At 70.4% G+C, this 26,150-nt stretch carries 20 protein-coding genes and 3 tRNA genes; 12 read left to right on the forward strand and 11 right to left on the reverse strand.

Annotated features, from left to right (window positions below; all coding sequences use genetic code 11):
• Window positions 1-23: 23 nt before the first annotated feature.
• From JOE59_RS00835 to JOE59_RS00845, 3 genes are read right to left on the reverse strand one after another with little or no spacing between them, the layout of a single operon-like run.
• A complete protein-coding gene (locus tag JOE59_RS00835) occupies window positions 24-1,124 on the reverse strand; it encodes a metallophosphoesterase family protein (protein ID WP_204458545.1) in 1,101 nt (366 codons plus the stop codon).
• Between the two features lie 11 nt (window positions 1,125-1,135).
• Window positions 1,136-3,235: a DUF5054 domain-containing protein gene (locus tag JOE59_RS00840; protein ID WP_204458546.1), complete on the reverse strand. Its 2,100-nt coding sequence runs from the start codon at window positions 3,233-3,235 to the stop codon at window positions 1,136-1,138.
• Window positions 3,232-4,950 (reverse strand): glycoside hydrolase family 13 protein, encoded by a 1,719-nt coding sequence (locus tag JOE59_RS00845; protein ID WP_204458547.1) that lies wholly within the window; start codon window positions 4,948-4,950, stop codon window positions 3,232-3,234. Before JOE59_RS00845 ends, JOE59_RS00840 begins: the two co-directional genes overlap by 4 nt.
• A gap of 101 nt (window positions 4,951-5,051) precedes the next feature.
• On the opposite strand from JOE59_RS00845, the gene JOE59_RS00850 reads away from it, so the two are divergent.
• The 4 genes from JOE59_RS00850 (at window position 5,052) to JOE59_RS00865 (ending at window position 10,244) form a co-directional block, all read left to right on the forward strand.
• A complete protein-coding gene (locus JOE59_RS00850) occupies window positions 5,052-6,029 on the forward strand; it encodes a carbohydrate ABC transporter permease (protein ID WP_374191107.1) in 978 nt (325 codons plus the stop codon).
• Window positions 6,026-6,973 carry a carbohydrate ABC transporter permease gene (locus JOE59_RS00855; protein WP_204458548.1) on the forward strand — a complete coding sequence of 316 codons (948 nt, stop codon included), beginning with the start codon at window positions 6,026-6,028 and terminating at the stop codon, window positions 6,971-6,973. Before JOE59_RS00850 ends, JOE59_RS00855 begins: the two co-directional genes overlap by 4 nt.
• 91 nt (window positions 6,974-7,064) lie before the next feature.
• Window positions 7,065-8,396: an extracellular solute-binding protein gene (locus tag JOE59_RS00860; protein WP_204458549.1), complete on the forward strand. Its 1,332-nt coding sequence runs from the start codon at window positions 7,065-7,067 to the stop codon at window positions 8,394-8,396.
• A 78-nt stretch (window positions 8,397-8,474) separates the two neighbouring features.
• Window positions 8,475-10,244 carry a glycoside hydrolase family 35 protein gene (locus JOE59_RS00865; protein ID WP_204458550.1) on the forward strand — a complete coding sequence of 590 codons (1,770 nt, stop codon included), beginning with the start codon at window positions 8,475-8,477 and terminating at the stop codon, window positions 10,242-10,244.
• Window positions 10,245-10,297: 53 nt separating this feature from the next.
• Here JOE59_RS00865 and JOE59_RS00870 read toward each other — a convergent pair whose 3' ends face one another.
• Window positions 10,298-11,350 (reverse strand): LacI family DNA-binding transcriptional regulator, encoded by a 1,053-nt coding sequence (locus tag JOE59_RS00870; RefSeq protein WP_204458551.1) that lies wholly within the window; start codon window positions 11,348-11,350, stop codon window positions 10,298-10,300.
• A gap of 47 nt (window positions 11,351-11,397) precedes the next feature.
• On the opposite strand from JOE59_RS00870, the gene JOE59_RS00875 reads away from it, so the two are divergent.
• Genes JOE59_RS00875 through JOE59_RS00885 form a run of 3 tightly spaced genes read left to right on the forward strand, consistent with a single transcriptional unit; the run spans window position 11,398 to window position 15,129 of the window.
• Window positions 11,398-13,608 carry an alpha-galactosidase gene (locus JOE59_RS00875; protein ID WP_204458552.1) on the forward strand — a complete coding sequence of 737 codons (2,211 nt, stop codon included), beginning with the start codon at window positions 11,398-11,400 and terminating at the stop codon, window positions 13,606-13,608.
• Window positions 13,605-14,450 carry an EamA family transporter gene (locus JOE59_RS00880; RefSeq protein ID WP_307836896.1) on the forward strand — a complete coding sequence of 282 codons (846 nt, stop codon included), beginning with the start codon at window positions 13,605-13,607 and terminating at the stop codon, window positions 14,448-14,450. The genes JOE59_RS00875 and JOE59_RS00880 overlap by 4 nt, the downstream gene beginning before the upstream one ends.
• Window positions 14,451-14,466: 16 nt before the next feature.
• Entirely contained in the window at window positions 14,467-15,129 is a 663-nt protein-coding gene (locus JOE59_RS00885) for a Pr6Pr family membrane protein (protein ID WP_204458553.1), read from the forward strand.
• 4 nt (window positions 15,130-15,133) lie between these two features.
• Here JOE59_RS00885 and JOE59_RS00890 read toward each other — a convergent pair whose 3' ends face one another.
• From JOE59_RS00890 to JOE59_RS00915, 6 genes are all read right to left on the reverse strand, one after another.
• The gene (locus JOE59_RS00890) at window positions 15,134-16,312 is read right to left on the reverse strand and encodes a M20 metallopeptidase family protein (protein WP_204463200.1); all 1,179 of its coding nucleotides are present in this window, start codon (window positions 16,310-16,312) and stop codon (window positions 15,134-15,136) included.
• Window positions 16,313-16,449: 137 nt separating this feature from the next.
• Window positions 16,450-17,922 carry an MFS transporter gene (locus JOE59_RS00895; protein ID WP_204458554.1) on the reverse strand — a complete coding sequence of 491 codons (1,473 nt, stop codon included), beginning with the start codon at window positions 17,920-17,922 and terminating at the stop codon, window positions 16,450-16,452.
• 59 nt (window positions 17,923-17,981) lie between these two features.
• Complete coding sequence (locus tag JOE59_RS00900; RefSeq protein WP_204458555.1) at window positions 17,982-18,587, reverse strand: TetR/AcrR family transcriptional regulator; 606 nt, start codon at window positions 18,585-18,587, stop codon at window positions 17,982-17,984.
• 169 nt (window positions 18,588-18,756) lie between these two features.
• Window positions 18,757-18,829, reverse strand: a tRNA-Phe gene (locus tag JOE59_RS00905).
• A gap of 72 nt (window positions 18,830-18,901) precedes the next feature.
• Window positions 18,902-18,975 (reverse strand) — tRNA-Asp (locus JOE59_RS00910).
• Window positions 18,976-19,027: 52 nt separating this feature from the next.
• Window positions 19,028-19,100: transfer RNA gene (locus tag JOE59_RS00915), tRNA-Glu, on the reverse strand.
• 223 nt (window positions 19,101-19,323) lie between these two features.
• Here JOE59_RS00915 and JOE59_RS00920 point away from each other — a divergent pair.
• Both JOE59_RS00920 and JOE59_RS00925 read left to right on the forward strand, forming a co-directional pair.
• Entirely contained in the window at window positions 19,324-20,673 is a 1,350-nt protein-coding gene (locus tag JOE59_RS00920; RefSeq protein ID WP_239560042.1) for a M23 family metallopeptidase, read from the forward strand.
• Window positions 20,666-21,952, forward strand: a complete 1,287-nt coding sequence (locus tag JOE59_RS00925; RefSeq protein WP_204458556.1) for a C40 family peptidase — start codon at window positions 20,666-20,668, stop codon at window positions 21,950-21,952. Before JOE59_RS00920 ends, JOE59_RS00925 begins: the two co-directional genes overlap by 8 nt.
• Before the next feature lie 97 nt (window positions 21,953-22,049).
• On the opposite strand, the gene ppa is transcribed toward JOE59_RS00925, so the two are convergent.
• Entirely contained in the window at window positions 22,050-22,535 is a 486-nt protein-coding gene (gene ppa / locus JOE59_RS00930) for an inorganic diphosphatase (RefSeq protein WP_074259997.1), read from the reverse strand.
• Window positions 22,536-22,630: 95 nt separating this feature from the next.
• Here ppa and tilS point away from each other — a divergent pair, with 95 nt between their 5' ends.
• The 3 genes from tilS to JOE59_RS00945 all read left to right on the forward strand — a co-directional run bounded on the left by tilS (window position 22,631) and on the right by JOE59_RS00945 (window position 26,134).
• Window positions 22,631-23,701 (forward strand): tRNA lysidine(34) synthetase TilS, encoded by a 1,071-nt coding sequence (tilS, locus tag JOE59_RS00935; RefSeq protein WP_204458557.1) that lies wholly within the window; start codon window positions 22,631-22,633, stop codon window positions 23,699-23,701.
• Between the two features lie 152 nt (window positions 23,702-23,853).
• Window positions 23,854-24,405 (forward strand): hypoxanthine phosphoribosyltransferase, encoded by a 552-nt coding sequence (hpt, locus tag JOE59_RS00940; protein ID WP_179551060.1) that lies wholly within the window; start codon window positions 23,854-23,856, stop codon window positions 24,403-24,405.
• Window positions 24,406-24,448: 43 nt separating this feature from the next.
• Window positions 24,449-26,134: an MFS transporter gene (locus JOE59_RS00945; RefSeq protein ID WP_204458558.1), complete on the forward strand. Its 1,686-nt coding sequence runs from the start codon at window positions 24,449-24,451 to the stop codon at window positions 26,132-26,134.
• Window positions 26,135-26,150: the final 16 nt, after the last annotated feature.

Raw genomic sequence — 26,150 nt, forward strand, 5'->3', positions numbered from 1 at the left:
CCCGGCCCCTTCTCGTTCCGCCGTCAGGCGAGCGGCGGGAGCCGCGCCTCGTGCAGCACTTCGCCGCCGAGGCCGCGCATGGTGAGCACGAGCTCATCGGCCGAGGCGACGCCGTCGATCCACGCGGCTGCCTCGTCGGAGGTCGTCTCGGCATCAGGGCCGCCGCTGATCAGCTGCGCGTACGGGAACTCCTCGGTCGCCGGCATCCAGGTCTGGTAGTGCGTGTGACCCGAGACGATGATCTGGGCGCCCCACTCGACGAGCGAGTCATGCCAGGCATCGCGGCTCCGTCGGCTGAACCAGTCGTAGCCGTCGGCGTCGTAGTCGACGACGGTCTCGTCGACCCACCGCAACGGGATGTGGCAGAACACGACGCGGTATGGGGCATCCGCGATCTCGGGCCGTGCCGTGACCTCGCGCAGCCACTCCGCCTGCTCGGCGCGAAGCGGCTCGAACGCGACCCGGCCCTCGAAGGTCGGGTGGTCGTCGGGCTTGTCCTCGCCGGTGTGCAGCACGATGCACGCGACCGGCCCGATGCGGAAGGCCGTGAACGGCCGCCCCTCGGGCGTCGCCACGAAGTCCTCGAGCTGGTATGCCCACGTGCCGCGCACGTCGTGGTTGCCCACGACGATCGCGAGCGGCCGGCCCGAGCTGACGTCGAGGCCGGCGGGGTTCAGCACCGTCGTGGGGAACTCCGCCGGGTCCGTCCAGTCGTTGCAGAGGTCGCCGTTCCAGACGAGCACGTCGACGTCGGGGGTGGCCTCGTGCAGTGCCTGCAGGGTGTCGTCGCGCTGGTGCGTGTCGTTCCACACGGCGAAGCGAGCGGTGTCGGATGCTGCGTCGAGCGTGCGCACCGTCTTCCACTCGCTTTCGTGGCGCTCGGCCGGCCCTTCGACCGCCTCGGTGATCGAGCGCATACGCAGCGACGTGCCGGCGGGCCATCCGCTCGAGCGCACGCGCAGCACCCGGTCGCCCTGCGCCACCATGCCGAACGCATCGCCCGTCACGGTGCCGTGCGACCCATCCGCCTCCCACTCGAGCCACCCGCGGCTCAGTCGGCTGACGCCCCAGACGACCTCGAAGCCGTCGGAGCGCGGTGCCATCACGACCGGGGGACTGGTCACGATCGACGCGGTCACCGCGCGACTCCCGTGCCGGCGCCGAGGTCGAGCACGAAGCGGAACCGCAGGTCGTCGTCGAACCACATCGTGAAGTTCGTGCCCCACATGTTGTTGTGCAGGTTCACGTGGAGTCCGTCGCTCGGGTCGGGCACCGTGTTGTCGAACCGGTAGAGCGCGGGGCGGCCGACCGCGACGAGCGCGGCGTCGAGCGGACGCAGCGAGAACGTCTTCGCCGCGGTGTGCGTGATCTCGGCGACCGCGTGCAGGCTGCGGTTGCCGTTGCGCACGACGGACTGCGGGTCGACCGGCGTCTCGATCTTCGTGAGCCGCCAGTCGCCGGGCTCGGTGCGCGGGCGGAAGCCGAGCCAACTCGACTCGGGGAGCCGCGAGGCGTCCTTGCCGCGGAGGTCGAGCGTGACCTCGACGGGTCCCGGCTCGGCCGGAAAGCGATAGGCGAGACGGATGTCGCGTGGCCCGCCCCATGCCTCGCACGCCGCGTCGGGCAGCGCGAGACGCAGCGCCACGACCGTGTCGGTGCCGTCGTCGAACCGCTCGGCCGACGTCACCCGCGGCGCGAATGTCGTGGCGGGCAGCGTCTCGGCGATCGCGAGGCCCGGCTTCGACTGGTCGGGCACCGCCCACATGCCGTTCTCCTCCATGTCGCGGCAGTACTCCCGCATCCAGCGCGCCTCGTCGCGTTCGTCGAACGTCTCGTAGCGGTAGGCGGCGAGCGGATGCTCCGGCCCCGCCCACTCAGTGCCGTCACCGTCGACCAGCGAGACGAGGGCGCCGTCGTCGCCGAACCGCACGCGGTAGGCGCCAGCCTGCAGCTCGGCGTCGAGGTCGATCGGTTCGGCGCTCGCCGTCGCGCTCGGGTCGACGTCGTGCGGAACGGTCGCGGCGATCGCCGCCTCGGCCTCGACCCGGCGTTCGGGCGAGAGCGCGGCGAGCGCGCGGTCGACGTGGGCGCGCTGCTCGGCCCACGAGCGCTCGAACGCCGAGTAGGCGAGGCCCTGCGGGCTCGGGTGCTCGGTGTACGCCCAGGCGTACTCGTCGAACTCGGCGGGGTTCGCGTCCGTGTCGACGACATCGGCCGCGCGCGCGCGCTGGAAGTCGGCCTTCTCGTAGTTCACGTAGTCGGGCAGGTAGGTCTTCAGGTCTTCGCCCCACGTGTGCTCGGGCACGAGCAGCAGGCCGTCGCTGAACGCGTCGCACTCCTCCGTGCCGGGCACGAGTGCGCCGGCTGCGACCCATTCGGTGCGCAGCCGCAGCAGCGCGCGGAATCGTGCGGTCTGCACCGGGTCGCTGGCGATGCCGTGGATCCAGGAGTCGCCGATCTCCTGCTCGAGCACCGGGAGGCTCGCCCGCGACGCCACGGCCTCGCGGCTGAATGCGTCGAGCGTCGAGGCGATCACCTCGGCACCGGGATAGGCGGCCTGGAGCTCGGCGAACAGTGCCTCGACCTCCTCGACCGGAGGGGGGCCGAAGTTGTCGCCGGTGTGCGCGAGGTGGAGGGCGTCGGAGCCACCGGGCACGACGGCAACGCCGAGTTCGGTGGCACCGTAGCTCCGGGCGTAGTTCACGACGACCTCGCTGCCGTCGGGCGCGCGCCAGACGAAGAACTCCGGCACGTCGGGCACCGCGGATGCCCCGTTGACGCCGAGGTGCAGGAAGTCGATGCCGCCTCGGGCGAGGAAGGGCACGAGACCGATCGTGTGGCCGGGGACATCCGTCATCTTCGCGGCCTGTGTGCTGTGGCCGAATCGCGCATCGAGCTTCCGGCCGATCGCGATGCCGTGCTCGACGAGGCCGGCGTCCATGCTCTCGGTGTGCGTCGTCATCGGCAGGCCGTGCCAGGTCACGTGGCCGGCGCGGATCGCCTGCTCGAGTGCGGCCCGTTCGTCGGCGTCGCCGAGGCGGAGCGCCTCGTGGATCATCCAGGAGCCGGTGGTCCAGATGAAGCGGGCATCGCCGCCGCGGCGTTCGAGCTCCTCGGCCAGCGCGATCGCGCGGGGGAGGTACTCGTGCACGTACCGGTCGGTGACGTTCGCCGCGGTGTCGGTGAAGCCGAGGTCGAGGTGCGTCTTGAAGACGACGTGGACGGTGGTGATCATGCGTGCATCCAAACTGCGGTGTCGGGGGCGAGGGTATCGGCTTGGGTGGGGGAGCTCGCGAGCAGCACTTCGCCCGCGGGGAGCGAGACCGGATCGCAGCCCATGTTGATGAGCACGGTCGTGCTCCCGTTGCGGAACGCGAGGACCTCGGGCGGGTGGCCCGGGAGCCACTCGAGATCTCCCGCGCCGAGCGTACGCGAACGGCGCATCGCGACCGCATCCTGGTAGAGGGTGAGCGTCGATTCGGCGACGTCCTGCTGACGGTCGCGAGCGAGCCGCGCCCAGATGCCGGGCTGCGGCAGCCATGACGACCCGCCGGGTCCGAAGCCGTACGACGGCGCGTCAGCCTCCCACGGCAGGGGCACGCGGCATCCGTCTCGGCCGTACTGCTCGCCCTCGGTACGCAGGAACGTCGGATCCTGCCGGGCCTCGTCGGGAATCTCCGAGACCTCGGGAAGGCCGAGCTCCTCGCCCTGGTAGATGTAGGCGGCGCCGGGCAGTGCCAGCGTGAGCATCGCGAGCGCACGTGCCCGGGGGAGGGTGTCGTCGTACCGAGGGATGCCGGTCGAGTTCGGCCCGAGGCCGTTCGGGCGCTCGGCCCTCGGGAGCGAGAGCCGGGTGGCCTGCCGCACGATGTCGTGATTGGACGCGACCCAGCTCGAGGGTGCGCCGACCGCCGAGAACGCGGAGAGCGTCTCATCGATGATGCCGCGGAGCTTCGGGGCATCCCAGTCGTCGAAGAGGTCGTTGAACGCCTGGTGCAGCTCATCGGGACGCACCCACAGGGCGCGGCGCGTCAGGGGCTTGATCCAGGACTCGGCGACGAGCACGCGGTCGCCGTCGTAGCCGTCGACGAGCGACCGCCAGTCGCGATAGATCTCGTGCACGCCGGGCTGGCCGGTGTACGGTGCGAGGTCCTCGTCGAGTTCGAAGTCGCGGTCGGGGAGGCCCTCCGCCTTCACGAGGCTGCTGGCGACGTCGATGCGGAAGCCGTCGATGCCGCGGTCGAGCCAGAAGCGCAGGATGCGGCGGAACTCCTCGCGCACCTCGTCGTTCGTCCAGTCGAAGTCGGGCTGCGAGCTGTCGAAGAGGTGCAGGTACCACTGGCCGGGGGTGCCGTCGGCCTCGATCACGCGGGTCCATGCCGGGCCGCCGAAGTGCGAGCGCCAGTTGTTCGGCGGTTCGGTGCCGTCGATGCCGCGGCCCTCGCGGAAGAGGTAGCGACCGCGCTCGGGGCTGTCGGGCCCAGCGGCGAGCGCCGCCTGGAACCACGCATGGTCGGAACTGGAGTGGTTGGGCACGATGTCGGAGACCACGCGCATGCCGCGGGCGTGCGCCTCGGCCAGCAACGCGCCGAAGTCGGCGAGCGTGCCGAAGAGCGGGTCGACGTCGCAGTAGTCGGCGACGTCGTAGCCGCCGTCGCGCTGGGGCGAGGTGGAGAAGGGGGAGAGCCAGATCGCGTCGATGCCGAGCTCCTGCAGCGCGTCGAGGCGCGAGGTGACGCCGGGGAGGTCGCCGATGCCGTCGCCGTCGCTGTCGGCGAACGAACGCGGGTACACCTGGTAGATCACGGCGCTGCGCCACCATTCCTCGGTCACACGCGACTCACCGCCTGCGGTCGGCGCGGCCCCGGTATCCGGGGGACGAACGGGGGACGGATGCAAGCGTGACTCCTTTGTGACCTTCGAATCGCGCGGGTCTGTTTGCGCAAACATCATCCTCGCCTATACTGCGATGGGAACGCAAACATTCACGAAGGAGTGCGGACGCGAATGACGAAGACGTCGCCAACCCGAGGCGCGAGAGAAGGCCGCAGATGACCGTGGCGCATGTTCACCCCCAGCAGCCCGCCGGAGTCTCGACCGAGACCTACGCGAGCGTTGCCGTGACCGGTGCCGCGCGCAGCGGCGGTCGACGCAAGCGTGTGCGCCGCAACTGGTCGGGCTGGTGGTTCGTCGGCCCGTTCATGCTCGTCTTCGGGCTCGTCTTCGTCGCGCCCCTCCTCTACGCGATGTACCTGTCGTTCTTCCGCGAGACGCTCGTGGGAGGCAACTCCTTCGTCGGGCTCGAGAACTACGCCAAGGCGATGGTCGACCCGAAGTTCTGGGAGGCCATGCTCCGGGTCTCGATCTTCCTGCTCGTGCAGGTGCCGATCATGCTCGGGCTCGCGCTGTTCGCAGCTCTGGCGCTCGACAGCGCGCGGCTGCGCTGGGTGCCGTTCTACCGGCTCTCGATCTTCCTGCCCTACGCCGTGCCCGGCGTCGTCGCGGTCATGATCTGGGGCTACATGTACGGCTCGCAGTTCGGCCTCGTGGCCGACATCAACCGCTTCTTCGGCGTGGAGCTGCCCTCCCCGCTCGCCGAGAACTTCATCCTGCTGTCGATCGGCAACATCGTCACGTGGGAGTTCGTCGGCTACAACATGCTGATCTTCTTCTCCGCGTTGAAGGCGGTGCCGCAAGAGCTCTACGAGGCGGCCGAGATCGACGGCGCGGGCACCTTCCGCACGATCTTCTCGATCAAGCTCCCGTCGATCCGGGGCGCGATGGTCATCGCCACGATCTTCTCGGTGATCGGCAGCTTCCAGCTCTTCAACGAGCCGTCGATCCTGCAGACCATCGCGCCGAACTCGATCACCACGTACTTCACGCCGAACCTCTACGCCTTCAACCTGTCGTTCGCCGGCTCGCAGTTCAACTACGCCGCCGCGATCGCGATCGTCTCGGGAGTCATCACCATGGTCGTCGCCTACCTCGTGCAGCTCGCGGGCGAGAAGAACGAGAAGAAGGCATGAGCGCCGTCGACACGGCGGCCCGGTCGGGCCGCGCACCGAGCCGGCTCGCGAGCGGCAAGGTCGTGCGCACGGAGTCGAAGCGAACGAAGACGGCCACGCCTCGCCACAAGCGTGCCTCGGTGACGCTCGGCATCCTGATGACGCTGATGCTGCTCTACTGCCTCGTGCCGCTGTGGTGGCTCGTGGTCAACTCCACGAAGACGATGGACTCGCTCTACAACTCCTTCGCCTTCTGGTTCAGTGGCGAGTTCGCCCTCTTCCAGAACATCGTCGAGACCTTCACCTACAAAGACGGCATCTTCCTGCGCTGGCTCGGCAACACCCTCCTCTACGTCGTCATCGGCGCCGGCGGCGCCACCCTGCTCGCGACGCTCGCCGGGTACGGTCTGGCGAAGTACAACTTCCCGGGCCGCAAATGGGTGTTCGCGATCATCCTCGGCGCGATGGCCATCCCGGCCTCGGCGCTCGCCGTGCCGCAGTTCCTGCTCTTCAGCGGCCTCGGACTCACGAACACGCCCTGGTCGGTCATCATCCCCTCAATGGTCAGCGCCTTCGGGCTCTACCTCGTATGGGTGTACGCCCGTGAGGCGATCCCCGACGAACTGCTCGAGGCCGCCCGCCTCGACGGCGCCGGCGAGATCCGCATCTTCTTCGTGATCGCGCTGCGCCAGCTCGCGCCGGCACTCATCACGGTGCTGATGTTCACGGTCGTCGCGACCTGGAACAACTACTTCCTCCCACTCATCATGCTGAGCGACGCGCAGTGGTACCCGCTGCCCGTCGGCCTCGCCCAGTGGGCGGCGCAGTCGAGCGCGATCGGCGGCCAGGCGGTACCCAACCTCGTCATCACGGGGTCACTCCTCACCGTCATCCCGATCTCGGCGGCCTTCCTCTATCTCCAGCGCTATTGGCAGTCGGGACTGACCGCCGGCAGCGTCAAATAGTCCGGCTCGACCGGTACCACCGGCCCGACCCGGTACCTCCGGTCCGTCCGGCGCACCACCCTCACACACCAAGCGAAAGGGAATCACAGCAATGGAAAAGATCACCACCCGCCGATGGGCGCGTCTCGGGGCCGTCGTCGGCACCGGTGCACTGCTCGTCGGAGTGCTCGCAGGCTGCAGTGGCGCAGCTCCGGGCGCCGACAGCGGCTCCACGGACACCGACGCGGCGCTCAAGGAAGACGTCACGCTCACCTGGTGGACCTGGAGCGACACCACGCAGGAGCAGGCCGACGCCATCTCCGAGGTGTACCCGAACGTCACGTTCGACGTCGTCAAGCTCGAGAACCCCGACGCGGTCGTCACGAAGCTCCAGAACGCGATCAAGGCCGGCAAGGGTGCGCCCGACATCGTGCCCGTCGAGTACCAGACGATGCCGCAGCTCACCCTGGGCGGCGCACTCGCCGACCTGGAGCCCTACGGTCTCGCCGAGTACGAGGACGCCTTCACGGCGTCGACGTGGAACTCGGTCAACGTGCAGGATCAGCTCGTCGGCCTGCCCGGCGACTCCGGCCCCATGGTCATGATCTACAACAAGGCCCTGTACGAGAAGGCCGGCATCACCGAGGCACCCACAACGTGGGACGAGTTCGCAACGGCTTCCGCGGCGATCCACGCAGCAGACCCCGAGGCCTACATCGCGAACAGCGGCGACGCGGGCTTCTTCACCAGCATGATCTGGGCGTCGGGCGGCCAGCCGTTCAAGACCGATGGCGAGAACGTCACCATCGACCTGCAGGACGAGGGCACCAAGAAGTTCGCGGACTTCTGGAGCGACCGCCTCGAGGCCGGCGAGCTCTCGGGCCTCGCGACCTGGTCGGACGAGTGGACCAAGGCGCTCACGCAGGACAAGCTGGGCACCCTGCTCATGGGCTCCTGGATGATCAGCGGCGGCATGCAGGACTACGGCCCCGCCGGCCGTTTCCAGGTCGCTCCGATGCCGACGTGGGACGGTCAGCCGGCCTCGGCCGAGAACGGCGGCAGTGGCCTCTCGGTCACCTCGCAGAGCGAGAACAAGGCTGCAGCTGCAGGCATCCTCAAGTACCTCGCCGAGGGTGAGGGTCGTGCACTGCTGAACGCGAACGGCTTCCCGTCGACCATCGCCGACCTCGAGAACCCCGAGTGGCTCGACGCACCCTTCCCCGGGTACAGCGACCAGCCCGCCAACCAGGTCGGTGCGGCTTCGGCCGAGTCGGTCATCACCGGATGGCAGTACCTGCCCTACCAGGGCTACGCCAACAACGTCTTCTCCGACTCCGTCGGCAAGGCGCTCGGCTCGGGCGGCGACCTGAACGAGGCGCTCGTCGACTGGCAGGACACGCTCGTCGAGTACGGCAACGAGCAGGGCTTCTCGGTCAACAAGTAATCACCACGCATCACTCCGCGGGGCAGTCGCCGTCACGGCGGCTGCCCCGCGGTCCGTTTCTCGACCCAGGACCAGCGAATGCCCACCTTCTCCATCGGTGACACCGACTTCCTCCTCGACGGCTCGCCGCACCGCGTGCTCTCCGGCGCGCTGCACTACTTCCGGGTGCATCCCGACCAGTGGAGCGATCGCATCCGCAAGGCCCGGCTCATGGGGCTCAACACCATCGAGACGTACGTGCCGTGGAACGAGCACTCCCCGACGCGCGGCGAGTTCCGTACCGCGGGCCAGCTCGACCTGGCACGCTTCCTCGACCTCGTGCACGCCGAGGGCATGCACGCGATCGTGCGACCCGGACCCTACATCTGCGCCGAATGGCACGACGGCGGCCTGCCCTCGTGGCTCGTCGCCGACGAGGCGATCGTGCTGCGCTCGCACGACGCCGCGTACCTCGACGCCGTCGGCGAGTACCTCGATGCGGTCTACGCCATCGTGCAGCCGCGTCAGATCCAGCACGACGGACCCGTGATCCTCGTGCAGATCGAGAACGAGTACGGCGCGTACGGCGCCGACAAGGAGTACCTCCGCCGGCTCACCGAGTTGACGCGGGAGCACGGCATCGACGTGCCGCTGACCACCGTCGACCAGCCCCTCGAGCAGATGCTCGAGCACGGCAGCCTCGACGAGCTGCACCGCACCGGTTCCTTCGGCTCGCGGGTGGGGGAGCGACTCGCCACGCTGCGCCGCCACCAGCCGACCGGGCCGCTCATGTGCTCCGAGTTCTGGTGCGGGTGGTTCGACAGCTGGGGCGAGATCCACCACACGACCTCGGCGGAGGACGCGGCGCGCGAGCTCGACGAGCTGCTCGCGGCCGGGGCATCCGTCAACGTCTACATGTTCCACGGCGGCACGAACTTCGCCTTCACCGCCGGTGCGAACGACAAGGGCACCTACCGCCCGATCGCGACGTCGTACGACTACGACGCACCGCTCGCCGAAGACGGCACGCCGACCGAGAAGTTCTGGCGCTTCCGCGAGGTCATCGCGAAGTACGCGCCGGTTCCAGACGAGGTGCCGGCAGAGCGAACGGATGCCCCGGAGCTCGAGGTGCTCCTCGACCGGAGCGCCTCGCTCTGGTCCGTGCCGATCGTCGCGTCGCAACCCTTCGACCACCTGCCCGTCGCGGCGGAGTTCGGGTCGACGCGCGGCTTCTCGTGCTATTCGACGCGCATCGAGCACGGCGGACTCCTCGCCTTCGGTGAAGTGCGCGATCGCGCACAGGTCTACTTCGACGGCGCGCTGGTCGGCACGCTCGACCGCGAACTCCACGAGCGGATGCTGCCGCTTCCCGAAGATGCACGCGGCGAGCTGACCGTGCTGGTCGAGAACCTCGGCGGGGTGAACTACGGGCCGCGCCTCGGCGAGGCGAAGGGCCTCATCGCGCCCGCGATGCTCGACGGGGTACCGCTCACCGAATGGTCGGCGGGGTCGATCGCCCTCGACGACCTCGAATCCGTTCGCGCAGTGCTCGCAGCCGCGCCGATCGCCGAGTTCGCCGTGAGCGGGGCGACGCCGCTGTCGGGCCCGGTGTTCGCGGGCGGCACGTTCACGCTCGACGAGCCCGCCGACCTGCAGCTGTCGTTGCCCGGCTGGACCAAGGGCGTCGTGTGGGTGAACGGCGTCAACCTGGGCAGGTACTGGAGCCGCGGGCCCCAGCGCACGATGTACGTGCCCGCACCCGTCGTGCGCGCCGGCGCGAACGAGCTGGTGATCTTCGAGACCGTCGGTGCGGCATCGTCGGCCGTCCGCTTCGTCGCTCGTCCCGAGCTCGGCCAGACCGAGGCGTGACCGTGGTCACGCGGCGGCGGCCGCGTCGGCGGCTCGTGCCCCCGCGGTCGAGGTCAGGCCCTCGGCGCGGGGCCGGTGCTGTCGCGCACGACGAGCTGCGTCGTGATCAGGATCTTCTGCTTCGTGTTGGGCTCGCCGTCGATGAGCGAGAGCAGCAGCGTCGTGGCGTGACGACCGACCTGATCGAAGTTCTGGTGCACGGTCGTGAGGGCCGGCCAGTAGACGGATGCCTCTTCGATGTCGTCGAAGCCGACCACGCTGACATCACCGGGCACGCTCCAGCCGCGCTCGTGGATCGCGTGCATCACGCCGAGGGCCATCTGGTCGTTGCTGGCGAACACCGCCGTCGGGGGGTTCTCGTCGGCGAAGAGTTCGCGCGCGAGCGCGAGACCCGAGGCGGCGGTCCAGTCGCCGACGAGCACGGGCCGCGCCGGCAGGTTCGCGTCGGCCACGGTCTGCCGATAGGCGTCGGCACGGCGGCGCGACGAGAACGAGTCGGCCGGTCCCGAGATGTGCACGATGTCGCGGTGTCCGAGTTCGAGCAGGTGCTGCAGGGCGATCTTCGCGCCCTGCTCCTGGTCGGTGTCGACGATCGTGTACGGCAGGTTCGCGTCGGAGTCGACGATCACGAGCGGCAGTCCGGCCGTGATGCCCAGATCGTCGAGCGAGCCGACCTCCGAGGACATCACGAGGATGATGCCGTCGACGGCCTGCTCCTCGAGGCGCCCGAAGGCACCCGCGACGTCGAGCTGCGTCGGGTCGATGACCGGCAGCAGCGTGGTCGTGTAGCCCGCGGCCTCGGATGCTTCGGCGACGGCGTTCAGCGTGCGCTCGTTGCCGAGCGTGGCGAGATTGAAGGTGACGAAGCCGATGCTCCGGAACCGCCCCGACTTCAGGTTGCGCGCGGCGCTGTTGGGCCGGTACCCGAGGGCCTGCATCGAGGCCTGCACCCGCTCGCGCGTGGACGGGCGCACATTGGTCTGGCCGTTCGCGACGCGCGAGACGGTCTGAGCCGAGACACCGGCATGCACGGCGACGTCGTTGATCGATGCGCGTGCTCTGGGCTGCGATGCGTGGCCGGACAGACCGTTCGATGCGTACGTCATGGTGACGTAAACACTACTCCGAAGCCTCCCTTGAAAGGAATCAAGAAATGACCGAAACCCCCGACTTCGGCGTCGTGTTGCGCGCCGGCGGCGTCGCCCTCGTTCTCGACCTCAGCGAGGGCGGTCTGCCTGCCGTGTTGCACTGGGGTGCCGACTGCGGAGCACTCGACGAGCAGGGGTATTCGGCGCTGCTCGCGACCGGGGTGCTCCCGGTCGCCCCGAGCGAGGTCGACGTTCCGGTGCGCATCTCGATCCTCCCCGAGCACACGCGCGGCTGGATGGGTCGCCCCGGCCTCAGCGGGTCGAGGGCCGGTGCCGCGTGGTCGCCGCTCTGGCGAGTGACCGGGGCGATGCTCGACGGCACCGAGCTCGCCGGGGCATCCGATCGCACGGTCGTGAACCACGGCGCCGGAACGCTCGTCGTCACCGCGGCCGATGACGACGCCCGCCTGGCCGTCACCCTGACGGTCGAGCTCAGCGAGGCCGGCATCGTGCGCACGCGCGCCGAGCTGCAGAACCTCGGCGAGGAGGCCTACCAGGTCGACGAGCTCCTGCTCTGCCTGCCGACACCGGCCATCGCGAGCGAGGTGCTCGACTTCGCCGGCCGCTGGGCGGGCGAGCGCGCACCCCAGCGTCGCGCCATGGCGATCGGCGCGCACCGGCGCGAGGGGCGTCGCGGCCGCACCGGACTCGACGCGGCGATGATCCTCTCGGTGGGCACGCCGGGCTTCGGCTTCGCGCACGGCGAGGTGTGGGGCGTCCACACCGCGTGGTCGGGCAACCACGTGCACCAGGTCGAGCGGGTGCTGAGCGGCGAGCAGCTGCTCGGCGGCGGTGAGCTCCTGCTTCCCGGTGAGGTGCGCCTCGCGCAGGGCGAACGGTACGAGAGCCCCTGGGTCTACGGCATCTACGGCGACGGCCTCGACGACTCGGCCAGGCGGATGCACCGCCACCTCCGTGCCCGCCCGCAGCACCCCGGCTCCATCCGACCGGTCACGCTCAACGTGTGGGAGGCCGTCTACTTCGACCACGACGTCGACACGCTCCTCGAGCTCGCAGATCGCGCAGCCGAGATCGGTATCGAACGGTTCGTGCTCGACGACGGATGGTTCGGCGGACGCCGCAACGACCGCGCGGGGCTCGGCGACTGGACCGTCTCGGGCGAGGTGTGGCCTGACGGACTGCATCCGCTCGTCGACCGCGTGCGCGGCCTCGGCATGCAGTTCGGCCTCTGGTTCGAGCCCGAGATGGTGAACATCGACTCCGACCTCGCGCGGACGCACCCCGAGTGGATCATGGCGACGGGCGACCGGCTGCCGGTGGAGTCCCGGCACCAGCAGGTGCTGAACCTCGGCATCCCCGAGGCCTACGCCCACGTGCGCGACGCGATGTGCGCGATCCTCGACGAGTACGACATCGCGTACATCAAGTGGGATCACAACCGCGACCTCGTCGACGCGGGCACGCAGCCGCTCGGCCGGGCCGGGGTGCACGAGCAGACGCTCGCGTTCTACCGGCTCGTCGATGAGCTGAAGGCGCGCTACCCCGAGCTCGAGATCGAGTCGTGTTCGTCGGGCGGCGGGCGCGTCGACCTCGGCGCCCTCGACCGCACCGACCGGGTCTGGGTCTCCGACAACAACGACCCCATCGACCGCCAGCAGTCGAACAGGTGGACGACCCAGCTGGTGCCGCCCGAACTCATGGGCAATCACATCGCCTCGGGCGCCTCGCACACGACGAACCGACTCCACGCGCTCTCCTTCCGCGCCGTCACGGCGTTGTTCGGGCACCTCGGAGTGGAGTGGGATCTGCGCCGCGCGAGCGAGGCCGAACTCGCCGAGCTCGAGGGATGGATCCGGCTGCACAAGGCGAACCGCGAGCTGCTCCACGGCGGCGAGCTCGTGCGCCTCGACCACCCGGACGCCTCGCTCTCGCTCAACGGCGTCGTCGCGGCCGACGGCTCGGCCGGCCTGTTCGCGTACGTGTCGCTCGCACGGGCGTCGGTGGCGAGCCCCGGACGCATCCGCCTGCCCGGACTGCTGCCGACCGCGACGTACCGGGTCGAGCCCGCCCTCGTCGACGGGCTGCCGCACGGGGCCGACACGGCGCCGTGGTGGGAGCTCGGGCCTCTGGAGCTCACGGGAGCGGCGCTCGACTCGATCGGCGTCGTGATGCCGAGACTCCGCCCCGAGCAGGCGGTGCTGCTGCGAGCGGTGCGCGTCGACGACGACGACGATCCCCGCGGGCTCCTCGCGTGAGCGCAGGAATCCTGCTCGCCGTCCTCGGTGCCGCGCTGCTGCACGGCACCTGGAACGCGATCGCGAAGGCGATTCCGGCTCGGCTCGTCTCCTCCGCCCTGATCGGGATGGTCTACCTGCTGGTGGGGGCGATCGGATGCATCGTCTTCCCGCTCCCGCCGCAGGAGGTCTGGCCGTACTTGCTGATCTCGGCAGCCGTGCAGACGCTCTACCTCGTGCTGCTCACGGCGGCGTACGCGAAGGGCGAGTTCGGCCGAACCTACCCGCTCACCCGCGGCATCGCCGTGCTCGGCATCACGTTGATCTCGACGACCTTCCTGGGTGAGTTCATGACGCCGGCCCAGATCGCCGGTGTGGCCGTCGTCGCGGTCGCGCTGTTCGCACTGTCGTGGTCGCCGAAGGGCCGGGGTGGCCCTGCCGGAACGCTCATGGCCGTCGCGGTCGGCATCACGATCACCGCGTACTCGGTGATCGACGGCATCGGCGTGCGCCTCTCGGGGGAGCCGTTCGGCTACGCCTCGTGGCTGTTCCTGATCCAGGGCATCACGATCCCGTTGGTCTGCTTCCTGCTCGCGCGCGACCGCCGCGAGATGCTGATCGGCATGCGCCGGCACGCGCCGATGGGCGCGCTCGGCGGCATCCTCTCGCTCGCCGCCTACACGATCGTCGTTTGGGCGCAGTCGCTCGCGCCGCTCGCGGTGGTCTCCGCGCTGCGTGAGACCGGTGTGCTCGCTGCGGGGGTGATCGGCTACTTCGTCTTCCGCGAGCCGTTCAGCAAGTGGCGGGTCACGGCGACCGTGTGCGCGGTCTCGGGGATCGTCGCGATCCGGCTCGGCGGCTGATCGCTCGGCTGACCGGATGACTCAGGGCCGCCGGTTGCTGACCGCAACCGATGCAGTCGGGCTGGCCAGGATCGTCGGGGGCGTGCTCTGCATCACCGTGCTCGGCTACGCCTACGGTCTGCGCATCGAGGTCGGCGACGGCAGCCCGCTCGACTTCTTCGGATACTTCACCAACCAGACGAGCCTGTTCACGAGCGTCGTGCTGATCGTCTCGGGCGCGCTCGCCGTGCTCGGGCGACGTGTGCCGGCATGGCTGTCGACCGTTCGCGGGATCGCGACCGCGTGCCTCGTCGTCGTCGCGGTCGTCTACAACGTGCTCGTCCCCGGCACGGGGTCGGCGCCGCCCTGGGTGAGCGCCGTGCTCCACCTCGTGTTCCCGCTCGTCGTCGTGCTCGACTGGCTGCTCGTCGGAGATCGACCGCCCCTTCCCTGGCGTCAGCTCTGGCTCGTGCTCCCGTATCCGATCGCGTGGCTGGGGGTCGTCCTCGTTCGGGGCATCACCGACGGATGGGTTCCGTACGGTTTCCTGCTCCCCGAACGAGGACCCCTCTCACTCGCCCTGCACGTCGTGGGGCCGCTCGGAGCGATGCTCGCTGCCGGCGCGCTCGTGTGGGCGGGCAGCCGACTGAGCGTCGGCCCGCTCGCACTCGCCTCACGAGTCCCTGAGCGCGCCGGCTGAGGCGTCAGCCCGCCGACTCGAGCGTCGCCCAGGCGAGCTGCGCGAGGGCTGCGGCCTGATCGCCGAGCACCCCGTCGTCGAACACGACGCGCGGCGAGTGGTTCCATTCGACCGTCGACAGGTCGGTGCCGACCGGTGACGTCGTCAGGGCCACGAAGGTGCCCGGCACCTCGTCGAGCACGAACGAGAAGTCCTCGGAACCCATCATGGGCGTGGGCATCTCCATGACGCGCTGCTCGCCGAACTGGGCGCGGAGCTCGGCGAGCGTGCGCTCGGTGCTCGCCGCGTCGTTGACGGTCACGGGGTACTGCACCACGAACTCGAGCTCGGCGGTGCAGCCGTGCGCGCCGGCGATGCCGTTCACGAGCGTCGGAAGCTCGCGCTGGAGGCGTTCGAGCGATGCCGCCGAGAGCGTGCGCACGGTCGCGGCGAGCGAGGCCGACTCGGGGATGACATTGAGCGCCTCACCGCCCTCGAGCTTGGTGACCGAGAGGATGATCGGGTCGAACGCGTCGAAGCGGCGGGTCACGAAGGTCTGCAGCGCGAGCACGAGCTCCGCTGCGACGGGCACCGGGTCGATCGTCTGGTGCGGCTGCGAGCCGTGGCCGCCGCGGCCGTGCACCGTGATGCTCAGCTGGTTCGACCCCGCGGCGACGGTGCCCGGACGGGTGATGAACCCGCCGCGCGGGCCGGGCGCGACGTGGATCGCGAACGCCGCGATCGGCTTCTCGCCCGAGGCCTCGAGCAGCCCCTCGTCGAGCATGATCTTCGCCCCGCCGAAGCCCTCCTCGCCGGGCTGGAACATGAAGAGCACGTTGCCGGCGAGCTCTTCGCGACGGGCGGCGAGGAGCCTCGCCGCCCCGACGAGACCGGCCGTGTGCAGGTCGTGGCCGCACGCGTGCATGTTGCCGTTCGTCGCGGCGTAGTCGAGATCGGTCTTCTCGGCGACGGGCAGGGCGTCCATGTCGCCGCGCAGCAGCACGGTCGGGCCCGGTCGGCCGCCGCGGAGCACGGCGGCGATCGACGTGAGGCGCTCGCCGAGCGTGATCTCGAGCCCCAGCCCGTCGAGGGCGTCGAGCACCTTCTGCTGCGTCGCGGGGAGCTCGAGTCCGAGCTCGGGCTCGGCGTGCAGGCGGCGGCGCAGCGCAACGAGATCGGGGAGGATCTCGGCGCCGTGGGCGATGAACGCGGCGGCGCTGCCTTCGGGGGCGTCGGCTGCGTCGAATGCAGTGGTCTCGTCGGTGAGGGTCACGGGGTCTCCTTCGTTCGTGTGCCGGCAGGCGGCATCCGTTCATCTGCCGCGAGCGGCATCGGGTGGGGTCAGACGGCGGCGGATGCCTCGGCGGCCGCCTCGTCGGTGGCGGACGCGTGTGCAGTGGTGCCGTGACCATCGGGGATGCGCATGAACGCGAGCGCGATGAGCGCGCCCACGAAGGCGAGGCCGCAGAGCACCCAGACGGTCACGTAGCCGCCGATCTCGGCGAACTCGCCGCCCGGCGCCACCCAGAGGGCGAGCACGAGGCCGAAGACCGCACCGGCTGCGGCCCCGCCGAGCGTGCGCAGCGAGTTGTAGACGCCGGCCGCGATGCCGGTCTGGTCACTCGGCGCGAGCTCGGCGAGCAGCGCGGGCAGCGCGCCGAGGAGCAGGCCAAGGCCGATGCCCATGACGGCGGAGGCGATCCAGACCTCGGTGAGCGTGCCGTGGAAGGCCGCGAGGATGAAGTTGCCGGCGCCGGCGAGCACGGCGCCGATGAGGAGCACGGCCCGGATGCCGATGCGCTTGGCGAGGTACGCGAAGGTCGCGGCCCCGACGGTCGCGAGCAGGGTGATGACGGCGATGACCGCGGAGATCAGGCCGGGGGTGGCCGCGAAGCCGTAGCCGGTGACGGCGGGGTCGGCGGCGAGGAACGTCGTCATCGGCGCCTGCATGCCGAACATCACCATTCCGAACAGGAACGCGGTGAGGTAGATCGGGCCGAGGGTGCGGGAGGCCACGAGGCGCACGTCGACCGCGGGGGCGGGCGTGCGGCGCTCCCAGACCACCCACGCGACGAAGACGACGACGGCGAGTCCGAGCGCGCCGATCGTGACGGGCGAGGCGAAGCCCTCGGTCGATGCCAGGCGCAGCCCTCCGAGGAGCGCGACCATCGCGACGGCGAGGCCGACGAACCCGAGCACGTCGATGCGCGGGTTCGCCCGGCTCGTCGACTCGGGCACCTTGAAGAACACGGCGTAGACGCTCACGAGCACGAAGACGCAGGGAACCAGGAGCGTGACGGTCAGCGAGGGCGACACGCTGCTCACGACGCCCGACGCCACGGTGCCGAGGATCGCGCCGACCGTGAGGAAGGAGACGAGCATGCCGATCGCCTTGCGTGCGCTGTCACCGCTGATGCGGTTGTGCACGAGTGCGATCTCGAGCGGGAGCCATACGGCGAGCGGGCCGATGAGCACGCGCGCGATGAGCACGACCGTGAAGTTCGGCACCAACGCGGTGACAAGCGTGCCGATCAGCACGGCGACCACGGCGATGCGCAGGATGCGACGGTGGCCGAAGATGTCGCCGAGCTTGGAGAGCAGGGGCACGAACACGGCCGCCGCGAGCGTCTGCACGGTGAGGAACCACGTGATGTCGGCATCGGTGACCGAGAGGTGGTCGGCGATCGCGGCGAGCAGCGGGGCGTAGTAGCCCTGTACGAAGCCGCTCGCGAGTTCGCAGAAGATGAGGAACCCGACGATGGCGCGCACCGAGGTGCGGCCCGCAGGGACGGCGGGGGAGGGGGAGTCGGTCATCATCGGCCTTCTGGTCGGGGGTGATCGGTGCCGCGGCGTGCTGCCGGGGCATCCGGAACTCAGGTGGAGTCGCCGCCTCGGGGAGGGGAGGCGAGGACGGCCGCGATCATGGCGCGGTACTGCTCGGGCGTGATCGAGACGCCCTTGATCGATTGCCGGAACAGGGTGAGTCCGGCCAACGTGTCGAGGATGAGGTCGGCGTCGACGTCGGCGGGCAGCTCGCCGCGGGCGGCGCCGCGGAGGATGAGCTCGATGCCCTGGTCACGTCGGTGCGAGAAGAAGCGTTCCCAGATGATGGGGAACACCTCGGGCTCGAACGCGACGCGCCAGCCGTTGTTGCCGACCGGGGTCTCGCCGCTCGCGGCGCGCACCTGGTTGGCCTGGTTCTGCAGCACGTGCTCGAGCAGGTCGTCTGCCACGTTGCCGTGGTCGGGCATCTCGCCCAGCTCGCCGTGGCTGCGCAGCGCCTCGGCGGCGAGCTCGGCCTTGTCGGCGAATCGGCGGTACACGGCGTTCTTGCCGCAGCCGGCGAGCTTCGCCACGTGCTCGATGCGGAGGCTGGGGTAGCCGTGCTCCGCGAGCAGCTCGATGGTCGCGTCGAGGATGCGCCCCGTCAGTTCGACGTCGGTCGGACGTCCGAGTGCGTCTCCGGTGCTGCGAGCCATGCAGTTACATTACGGCACGTTCCGTTTCGTAAATGTCACGAACCGGTCTCGATCTCTCGCATGGGGCGCGTCGGTCGATCGAGGGTCAGGGCCAGGGCAGCGGTGCGCCGATCACCGCGGAAACGACGAAGGCCCCCGGTGAACCGGGGGCCTTCTCGTTCTCAGACTGTGGCTCCGACGGGCGTCGATCCCGTGACCTCACGATTTTCAGTCGTGCGCTCTACCAACTGAGCTACAGAGCCTCGAGGTGAGAGAATCACCCCGAATAAGGAGAAAGCCCCTTCTCTCGTAAGGGAAAGGGCTTGTCGCCTGAGCGACCCTGACGGGACTTGAACCCGCGACCTCCGCCGTGACAGGGCGGCACGCTAACCAACTGCGCTACAGGGCCTCGTGGTGCCTTTCGGCACCGAGTTATTCAATTATACGTGCTGGTCGTGCAGTGACCCCAACGGGATTCGAACCCGTGCTGCCGCCGTGAAAGGGCGGTGTCCTAGGCCACTAAACGATGGGGCCGGAGGGCGTTACCTGGGTCACGCCCGCCGACAGCCAAGCATACGTGCAGTCGGCGCAGATGGCAAAACGAGGGTCGCGAATGCCTCCGGACCCACCACGCGGCATCCGCGGACATGCGTCTCAAATGCCCGGAAAGCGCCGATCTCACGCTTATCGTGGGGCTGCCGATGCCCGAACCGAGAGTCAGGAGCGCGGGGACCCGAGCCCGCGTGGACGGGGAATGATGTACCGCACCACAGACCGAACACCCGTAGACGGCGCTCGAACGAGCCCGGTTCCCGCGGAAGCGCGGGAAGCGCGGGAAGCGCGGGAAGCGCGGAGCTCGGGCCGCCGGCGCACGACGCAGCGTCTCGTCGCCGTCGTCGCGATCATCGCTGCGACGCTCGTCGGCCCGGTCGTCGCACCGACGCAGCCGGCCCTCGCCGCGACCTATCCGAGTTGGGACGAACTGCAGGCCGCGAAGGCGGACACCGCGGCCGGTGCCGCCGCAGTCGAGCAGATCACCGCGCTCATCGCCGAGCTCGAGGTGAACGTGCAGGTCACGCGGGCGGAGGCCGAGCGCCGCACCGACGAGCTCTTCGTGGCGCAGCAGCAGTACGACGAAGCCGTGCTCCGGGCCGAGCAGATCCAGGCGCAGGCCGATGCCTCCGCCGCGGAGGCGCTGTCGGCCGAGACGAACGCCGGCCAGGTCGCGGCACAGCTCTACCGTTCCGGTGGCGGCGGCGACGTGGGGGTCAACCTCTTCCTCGACGCGGGTGACGCGCAGGCGACCGACGAACTGCTCTCCAAGCTCGGCAGCATGGAGAAGATGGTCGAGCGCACCTCGAACATCTACGACCGCGCGCAGGAGAAGAAGAACACCGCAGAGGCGCTGAGCGATCAGGCCGAGGTCGCGCAGGCCGAGCGCGAGAAGCTGCGCATCGCCGCCGAGGCGGCGCTCGTCGCCGCGCAGGAGGCGCAGGCCGCCGCCGAGGCCGCGCTCGCGGAGTCGCAGACGAAGAAGGTCGAGCTCGACGCCCAGCTTGCATTCCTCAAGGACGCCGAGGCGAAGACCACGGCCGCCTACGAGGAGGGCGAGCGGATCCGGCAGGAGCAGGAGCGCAAGCGCCGCGAAGAGGCCCTGCGCGCCGGCACGCCGGGAACGCCGGCGTCGTCGGGATGGGCGAAGCCCGCATGGGGCGGCATCACGGGCAACTACGGCCCCCGATCGCCGATCTGCGCCGGTGACGGATGCTCCGGCTCGTTCCACTACGCCGTCGACCTCGGCACCGGCTGCGACGCGCCGATCTACGCTGCGAACAGCGGAGTGGTGACCTTCTCGGGCTACTCGGGCACCTACGGCAACTTCATCCAGATCGACCACGGCGGCGGCATCTCGACCGGGTACGCCCACATCCGCGACGGCGGCCGCTTCGTCGGCTCGGGCGAGTGGGTCGATGCCGGGCAGAACATCGCCTCGAGCGGCACGACGGGCGCCTCGACTGGGTGCCACCTGCACTTCGAGGTCTACAGCGGCGGCAGCCGCATCGATCCGGTGCCGTTCATGGCCGATCGGGGGGTCTACTTTGGCTGAGAACCGCACCAGGCCGGTGTCGCGCGTGAAGCCCGCGACCGTCTTCTCCGCCGTCGCCGTCGGCGCGGTCACCGCATCGGTGGTGGCCGGCGGCGGCCCCGCCATGGCCGAGCCCGATTATCCGTCGTGGAGCGAGATCGAGCAGGCCAAGTCCAACGAGGCGACGAAGCAGGCCGAGATCGCCCGAGTCGGCGACCTGCTGGCCGGCCTGCAGCAGGTGGCGGATGCCGCGGTGCAGGCGTCGCAGATGGCGGCCGAGTCATATCGCATCGCCGTCGACCAGCGCGATCGGGCAGCCGAACGCGAGAGCGCGCTCGCGCAGCAGGCCGACGAGGCCGACGCCGTCGCCGAGATCTCCAAGATGCGGGCCGGCCTGCTCGCCGCCCACCTCGCCAAGACCGCCGGAAACGACCTGACCTCCGAGCTCGTGTTCTCGGGCGAGGACACCGATGGGCTGCTGAAGCAGCTCGGCATGGCGTCGAAGCTCGGCGAGCAGTCGCAGGCCGTCTACGAGCAGGCGATCGCCGACCGAAACACCGCCGATGCGCTGCGCGCGCAGGCCGCGGAGGCCGCCGAGGAACGCACCCGTCTCGCGGCCCTGGCGGAGACGAAGGCGAACGAGGCGAACGCCGCAGCCGAGTCCGCGATGGCGGCCGTGACCGCGCAGGAGCAGCGCTCGGCCGAGCTCTACGCACAGCTCGCGACGCTGAAGGACACCACCGCCGACCTCGAACGCGAGCGGGTCGAGGGTCAGGCGCGCGAGGCCGCCGAGGCGGCGCTCGAGGCGAACCGACCGGACGAACCGGCCCCGCCATCGAGCGGCGGGAACGATGGCGGCGGCGGGAACGCAGGCGGGGGCAACGGCGGTGGAACACCCGCACCGAACCCCGACCCGGCCCCGCCGAACGCGAGTGCCGTCGAGACCGCGATCTGGTTCGCGAGCCAGCAGCTCGGCGAACGCTACGAGCTCGGCGGCGCCGGCCCCGACGCCTGGGACTGCTCGGGACTCACGCGTGCGGCCTACGGCGCGGCGGGCATCGGCATCGGCACGCACTCGGCGACGAACCAGTACTACACGCTCGCCGCACGCGGCAAGGCGGTCTCGCTCGGCAACGTGCAGCGCGGCGACCTGCTCTTCTGGGGCTCGGGCGGCGACTACTACCACGTCGCCATCTACCTCGGCGGCGGCCGCATCCTCGAGGCCTCCGACTACGGCAAGCCCGTGCGCGAGTGGCCGGTCTGGGGCAGCCCCTCTGCAGCGGCGCGCCCCGCCGGCTGAACGGGCGGAGACGCACGGAAGGGGCGGGCCGTGAGGCCCGCCCCTTCTGCATCACGGATGTCGCGAGCTCGCGACATCCGCTCGGTTCATGCCCGGCTCAGTGACCGGGGAACGCCTCGATCGCCTTCTGGATGAGCGACTCGGCCTCGGCCGCGTTCGCCCAGCCCTCGGTCTTGACCCACTTGCCGGGCTCGAGGTCCTTGTAGTGCTCGAAGAAGTGCTCGATCTCCTTGCGGGTGAACTCGGGGATGTCGTCCACGTCCTGGATGTGGTTCCAACGGGGGTCGCCGGCCGGCACCGCGATGACCTTGGCGTCGCCGCCGCCGTCGTCGGTCATGTGGAAGACGCCGACGGGGCGCACCTTCACGCCCACGCCCGGGAAGAGCGGGAAGTCGAGCAGCACGAGCACGTCCAGCGGGTCGCCGTCGTCGCCGAGGGTGTTCTCGAAGAAGCCGTAGTCGGTCGGGTAGACGAACGTCGTGTAGAGCACGCGGTCGAGGAAGACCCGGCCGGTCTCGTGGTCGACCTCGTACTTGTTGCGGCTCCCCTTGGGGATCTCGATGATGGCGGCGTACTCGCCCATGCTGGTTCTCCTTGTGTTGGAAGTCGCTTCTCGAAGCTTGGCCCGCGGGCCGACCCGTTCGGAATCGGGCGCGATCGGCGGAATAAGGTTACTTGATGCCTCCTGACCAGCAGACGGATGCCGCGGCCCCCCGCCGCCCGCGACTGACACCCCCGATCGCCGACGTGCGCCGGGCCGTGCGCACCGCGCTTCCCACCGGTTCGGATGCCGCGCGCGATCCGCTCCTGCTCGTCGCCCTCTCGGGCGGCGCCGACTCGCTCGCGCTCGCCGCGGCCGCCGCCTTCGAGGCGCCCCGGGCGGGCTGGCGCGCAGGCGCGGTCATCGTCGACCACGGGCTGCAGCCCGGTTCGGCCGAAGTCGCCGCCGCCGCGGCGACGACTGCGCGGGAGCTCGGGCTCGACCCCGTGCTCGTGCGCCGCGTCGAGGTCGCCTCGGCAGGCTCGCCGAGCAGCGGCGGGCCCGAGGCATCCGCTCGCGATGCCCGGTATGCCGCCCTCGACGCGGCAGCCGTCGAGACCGGCGCCGCGCTGGTGCTGCTCGGCCACACGCTCGACGACCAGGCCGAGACCGTGCTGCTCGGACTCGCCCGCGGTTCGGGCGCCGCGAGCCTCTCGGGCATGCCCGCGCGCACCGGTCGCTACGCGAGGCCGCTGCTCGGCATCCGCCGGGCGACCACGCGACAGGCCTGCCTCGACGCCGGGCTCGCACCGTGGGACGATCCGCACAACCTCGACCCCGCCTACGCCAGGGTGCGGGTGCGCGAACGCGTGCTTCCCGTGCTCGAGGCCGAGCTCGGGCCGGGCATCGCCGAGGCGCTCGCGCGCACGGCCGAGCACCTCCGCGAAGACGAGGCGGCGTTCGCCGAGCAGATCGAGGAGTTCATCGAGGAGATCTGCGAGCCGGCAGAGGCAGGCATCGCGATCTCGGTCGGCGCCCTCGCGGCGAACCCGGCGGCGCTGCGCCAACGCATCATCCGGCACGTCGTCGGCAGCGAGTTCGGCGTCTCGCTCTCACGGGCGCAGACGCTCGAGGTCGCTCGCCTCGTGACCGACTGGCACGGGCAGGGGCCGATCGACCTGCCCGGCGGAGTGCTCGCGACTCGGGCGGGCCGGCACATCGTGCTGAGCACGACCGGGTCGACCGAGATCCTTCCCCACGACCACTGAGCGGTCCGACTGCGGGTTGAGCGTGTCGAAACCGCCCCTGCTGCAGGTTTCGACAGGCTCAACCCGCAGGAAGTGACAGCGTAGGCTCGTTGCATCCGTTCGCCGCGCACCCACGGCGACGTGCCCCGATCGCCCCACCCAGGAGAGCAGCCATGTACGCGAACGAGATCGAAGCCGACCTGACCGAGGTGCTCGTCACCGAAGCCGAGATCCACGCGAAGCTCGCCGAGCTCGCCCGCCGCATCGAGGCCGACTACGAGGGTCAGGACCTGCTGCTCGTCGGCGTGCTGAAGGGCGCGGTCATGGTCATGGCCGACCTCGCGCGCGAGCTCGCCGGGCATATCAACATGGACTGGATGGCCGTCTCCTCCTACGGTGCCGGCACGCAGTCGTCGGGCGTCGTGCGCATCGTGAAGGACCTCGACACCGACCTCACCGGCCGGCACGTGCTCATCGTCGAGGACATCATCGACTCGGGCCTGACGCTCAGCTGGCTGCTCGGCAACCTCGAGTCGCGCGGCGCGGAGTCGGTCGAGATCTGCGCGCTGCTCCGAAAGCCCGACGCGGCGAAGGTCGAGGTCGACGTCAAGTACCTCGGCTTCGACATTCCCAACCAGTTCGTCGTCGGCTACGGTCTCGACTTCGCCGAGAACTACCGGAACCTCCGGGACGTCGCGATCCTCGCGCCGCACGTCTACTCCTGAACTTCCTCGCGCGGTGACGGGGTCGAGGCCCTAGAGTCATCGCATGGGCGATGGTCGGCGCCGCGGCAGGGTTCGCGACGCTGCCGCTGCGTTCACGAGCAACTGGCGCAATCCGAACCTGCGCCGCGCCCAGCTGAGCTTCCTCGGCGCGTGGACCGCCGAGTGGGCGTTCACCGTCGCGCTCGGCATCGTCGCGTACCGTGACGGCGGCGCCGCAGCGCTCGGTCTCGTCGGGCTGCTCCGCATGGTGCCGTCGGCGATCCTCGCCCCGCTGCTCTCACCCATCGCCGACCGGGGGCGCCGCGAGCGCGTGCTCATCCTCGTGTCGATCGTGCGCGGGCTCGCGACGGCGGCAGCTGCCGTGGTCGCCGCCGTGGCGGGGCCTCCGGCGGTCATCTATGCGCTCGCGATCCTGTCCACGATCGCCGCGACGCTCTACCGCCCGGCGCACTCCGCGTTGCTCCCATCGCTCTGCCGCACCGGGCACGAGCTCGCGAGCGCGAACGTCGTGCGCGGCCTGCTCGACTCCGCGGCCACACTCGTCGGCCCGCTGATCGCCGCGGTGCTGCTGCAGTTCACCGGGGTCGACGTGGTGTTCGCCGTGGCGGCGGCCGCGTCGTTCTGGGCGGCGGCCCTGCTCGCGCGACTGAAGTACGACGCCCCGCCGCGTCCGCCGGCGCCGCGGCGCCCGAACCTCGCCAGGGAGGCGGCGGAGGGCGTGCGGGCGGTCACCGCGAACCGCGACCTGATGCTCATCCTCGGGCTCGCCGCGGCGCAGGCGCTCACGCGGGGTGCGCTCACGGTGCTCTCGGTCGTCGTCGCGATCGAGTTGCTCGGCACCGGCGAGCCCGGCGTCGGCGCCCTGATGACCGCCGTCGGCGTGGGCGCCGTGCTCGGGTCGCTCGCGGCATCCCTGCTCGTCGGCACCGGCCGGCTGGGAGCCTGGTTCGCCGTCGGGGTCGGGCTCTGGGGCCTGCCCTTCACCCTCGTCGGCCTCGCGCCATATGAGGCACCCGCGCTCGGGCTGCTCGCCTTCGTCGGCGTCGGCAACGCGCTGGTCGACGTCGCCGGGTTCACGCTCATCGCCCGCATGGCCCCCGACGAGGTGCTCGCCCGCGTCTTCGGTGTGCTCGAGAGCCTCGTTGCCGTCTTCATCGGCATCGGCGCCATCGTCGCCTCGACGATGATCGAGTGGTTCGGCGTGCAGACCGCACTCATCGCGATCGGACTCGTGTGCCCCGTGCTCGCACTCGCGTCGCTGCCGCGACTCCGGAGCATGGACCGCACGGTCGACGTGCTCGACGAGGACATCGGGCTGCTCCAGCAGGTGCCCATGTTCCGCACCCTGCCGCTGCCCTCGATCGAGCAGCTCGCGCGGGGACTCGAGCCCGTCGGGGTGCCCGCCGGAGCGTCCGTGTTCACACAGGGCGACGTCGGCGACCGCTACTACGTGATCGAGACGGGCGAGGCCGACGTGGTGGGCGACGGCCGGGTCGTCGCGACACTCGGCCCGGGCGAGGGATTCGGCGAGATCGCGCTGCTGCGCCGCACGCGCCGCACGGCCTCGGTCGTCGCGAGGAGCGCCCTCGGCCTGCGGGCGCTCGGGTCGGACCGCTTCCTGCCCGTCGTGCTCGGCTACACGGCGAGCGCCCAGGAGGCGGCGGTCGTCGTCGAAGACCAGCTCGACCGCTACTCGCCGAACGAACGACTGGACGACCCGCCCTCCTGACGGCCCCCTCCGAACA

This window comes from Agromyces cerinus, assembly GCF_016907835.1.
GTDB lineage: Bacteria > Actinomycetota > Actinomycetes > Actinomycetales > Microbacteriaceae > Agromyces > Agromyces nitratus.

What these genes read in the sequence shown, in the direction of transcription:
- JOE59_RS00885 (WP_204458553.1), top strand. Translation starts at nt 14,467, where the DNA reads ATGACTCAGGGCCGCCGGTTGCTGACCGCAACCGATGCAGTCGGGCTG.
- JOE59_RS00850 (WP_374191107.1), top strand. Translation starts at nt 5,052, where the DNA reads ATGACCGTGGCGCATGTTCACCCCCAGCAGCCCGCCGGAGTCTCGACC.
- JOE59_RS00840 (WP_204458546.1), bottom strand. Translation starts at nt 3,235, where the DNA reads ATGATCACCACCGTCCACGTCGTCTTCAAGACGCACCTCGACCTCGGC.
- JOE59_RS00900 (WP_204458555.1), bottom strand. Translation starts at nt 18,587, where the DNA reads ATGGCTCGCAGCACCGGAGACGCACTCGGACGTCCGACCGACGTCGAA.
- hpt (WP_179551060.1), top strand. Translation starts at nt 23,854, where the DNA reads ATGTACGCGAACGAGATCGAAGCCGACCTGACCGAGGTGCTCGTCACC.
- JOE59_RS00855 (WP_204458548.1), top strand. Translation starts at nt 6,026, where the DNA reads ATGAGCGCCGTCGACACGGCGGCCCGGTCGGGCCGCGCACCGAGCCGG.
- JOE59_RS00895 (WP_204458554.1), bottom strand. Translation starts at nt 17,922, where the DNA reads ATGACCGACTCCCCCTCCCCCGCCGTCCCTGCGGGCCGCACCTCGGTG.
- JOE59_RS00945 (WP_204458558.1), top strand. Translation starts at nt 24,449, where the DNA reads ATGGGCGATGGTCGGCGCCGCGGCAGGGTTCGCGACGCTGCCGCTGCG.
- JOE59_RS00845 (WP_204458547.1), bottom strand. Translation starts at nt 4,950, where the DNA reads ATGTTTGCGCAAACAGACCCGCGCGATTCGAAGGTCACAAAGGAGTCA.
- JOE59_RS00870 (WP_204458551.1), bottom strand. Translation starts at nt 11,350, where the DNA reads ATGACGTACGCATCGAACGGTCTGTCCGGCCACGCATCGCAGCCCAGA.
- JOE59_RS00920 (WP_239560042.1), top strand. Translation starts at nt 19,324, where the DNA reads ATGTACCGCACCACAGACCGAACACCCGTAGACGGCGCTCGAACGAGC.
- JOE59_RS00860 (WP_204458549.1), top strand. Translation starts at nt 7,065, where the DNA reads ATGGAAAAGATCACCACCCGCCGATGGGCGCGTCTCGGGGCCGTCGTC.
- JOE59_RS00865 (WP_204458550.1), top strand. Translation starts at nt 8,475, where the DNA reads ATGCCCACCTTCTCCATCGGTGACACCGACTTCCTCCTCGACGGCTCG.
- ppa (WP_074259997.1), bottom strand. Translation starts at nt 22,535, where the DNA reads ATGGGCGAGTACGCCGCCATCATCGAGATCCCCAAGGGGAGCCGCAAC.
- JOE59_RS00875 (WP_204458552.1), top strand. Translation starts at nt 11,398, where the DNA reads ATGACCGAAACCCCCGACTTCGGCGTCGTGTTGCGCGCCGGCGGCGTC.
- tilS (WP_204458557.1), top strand. Translation starts at nt 22,631, where the DNA reads ATGCCTCCTGACCAGCAGACGGATGCCGCGGCCCCCCGCCGCCCGCGA.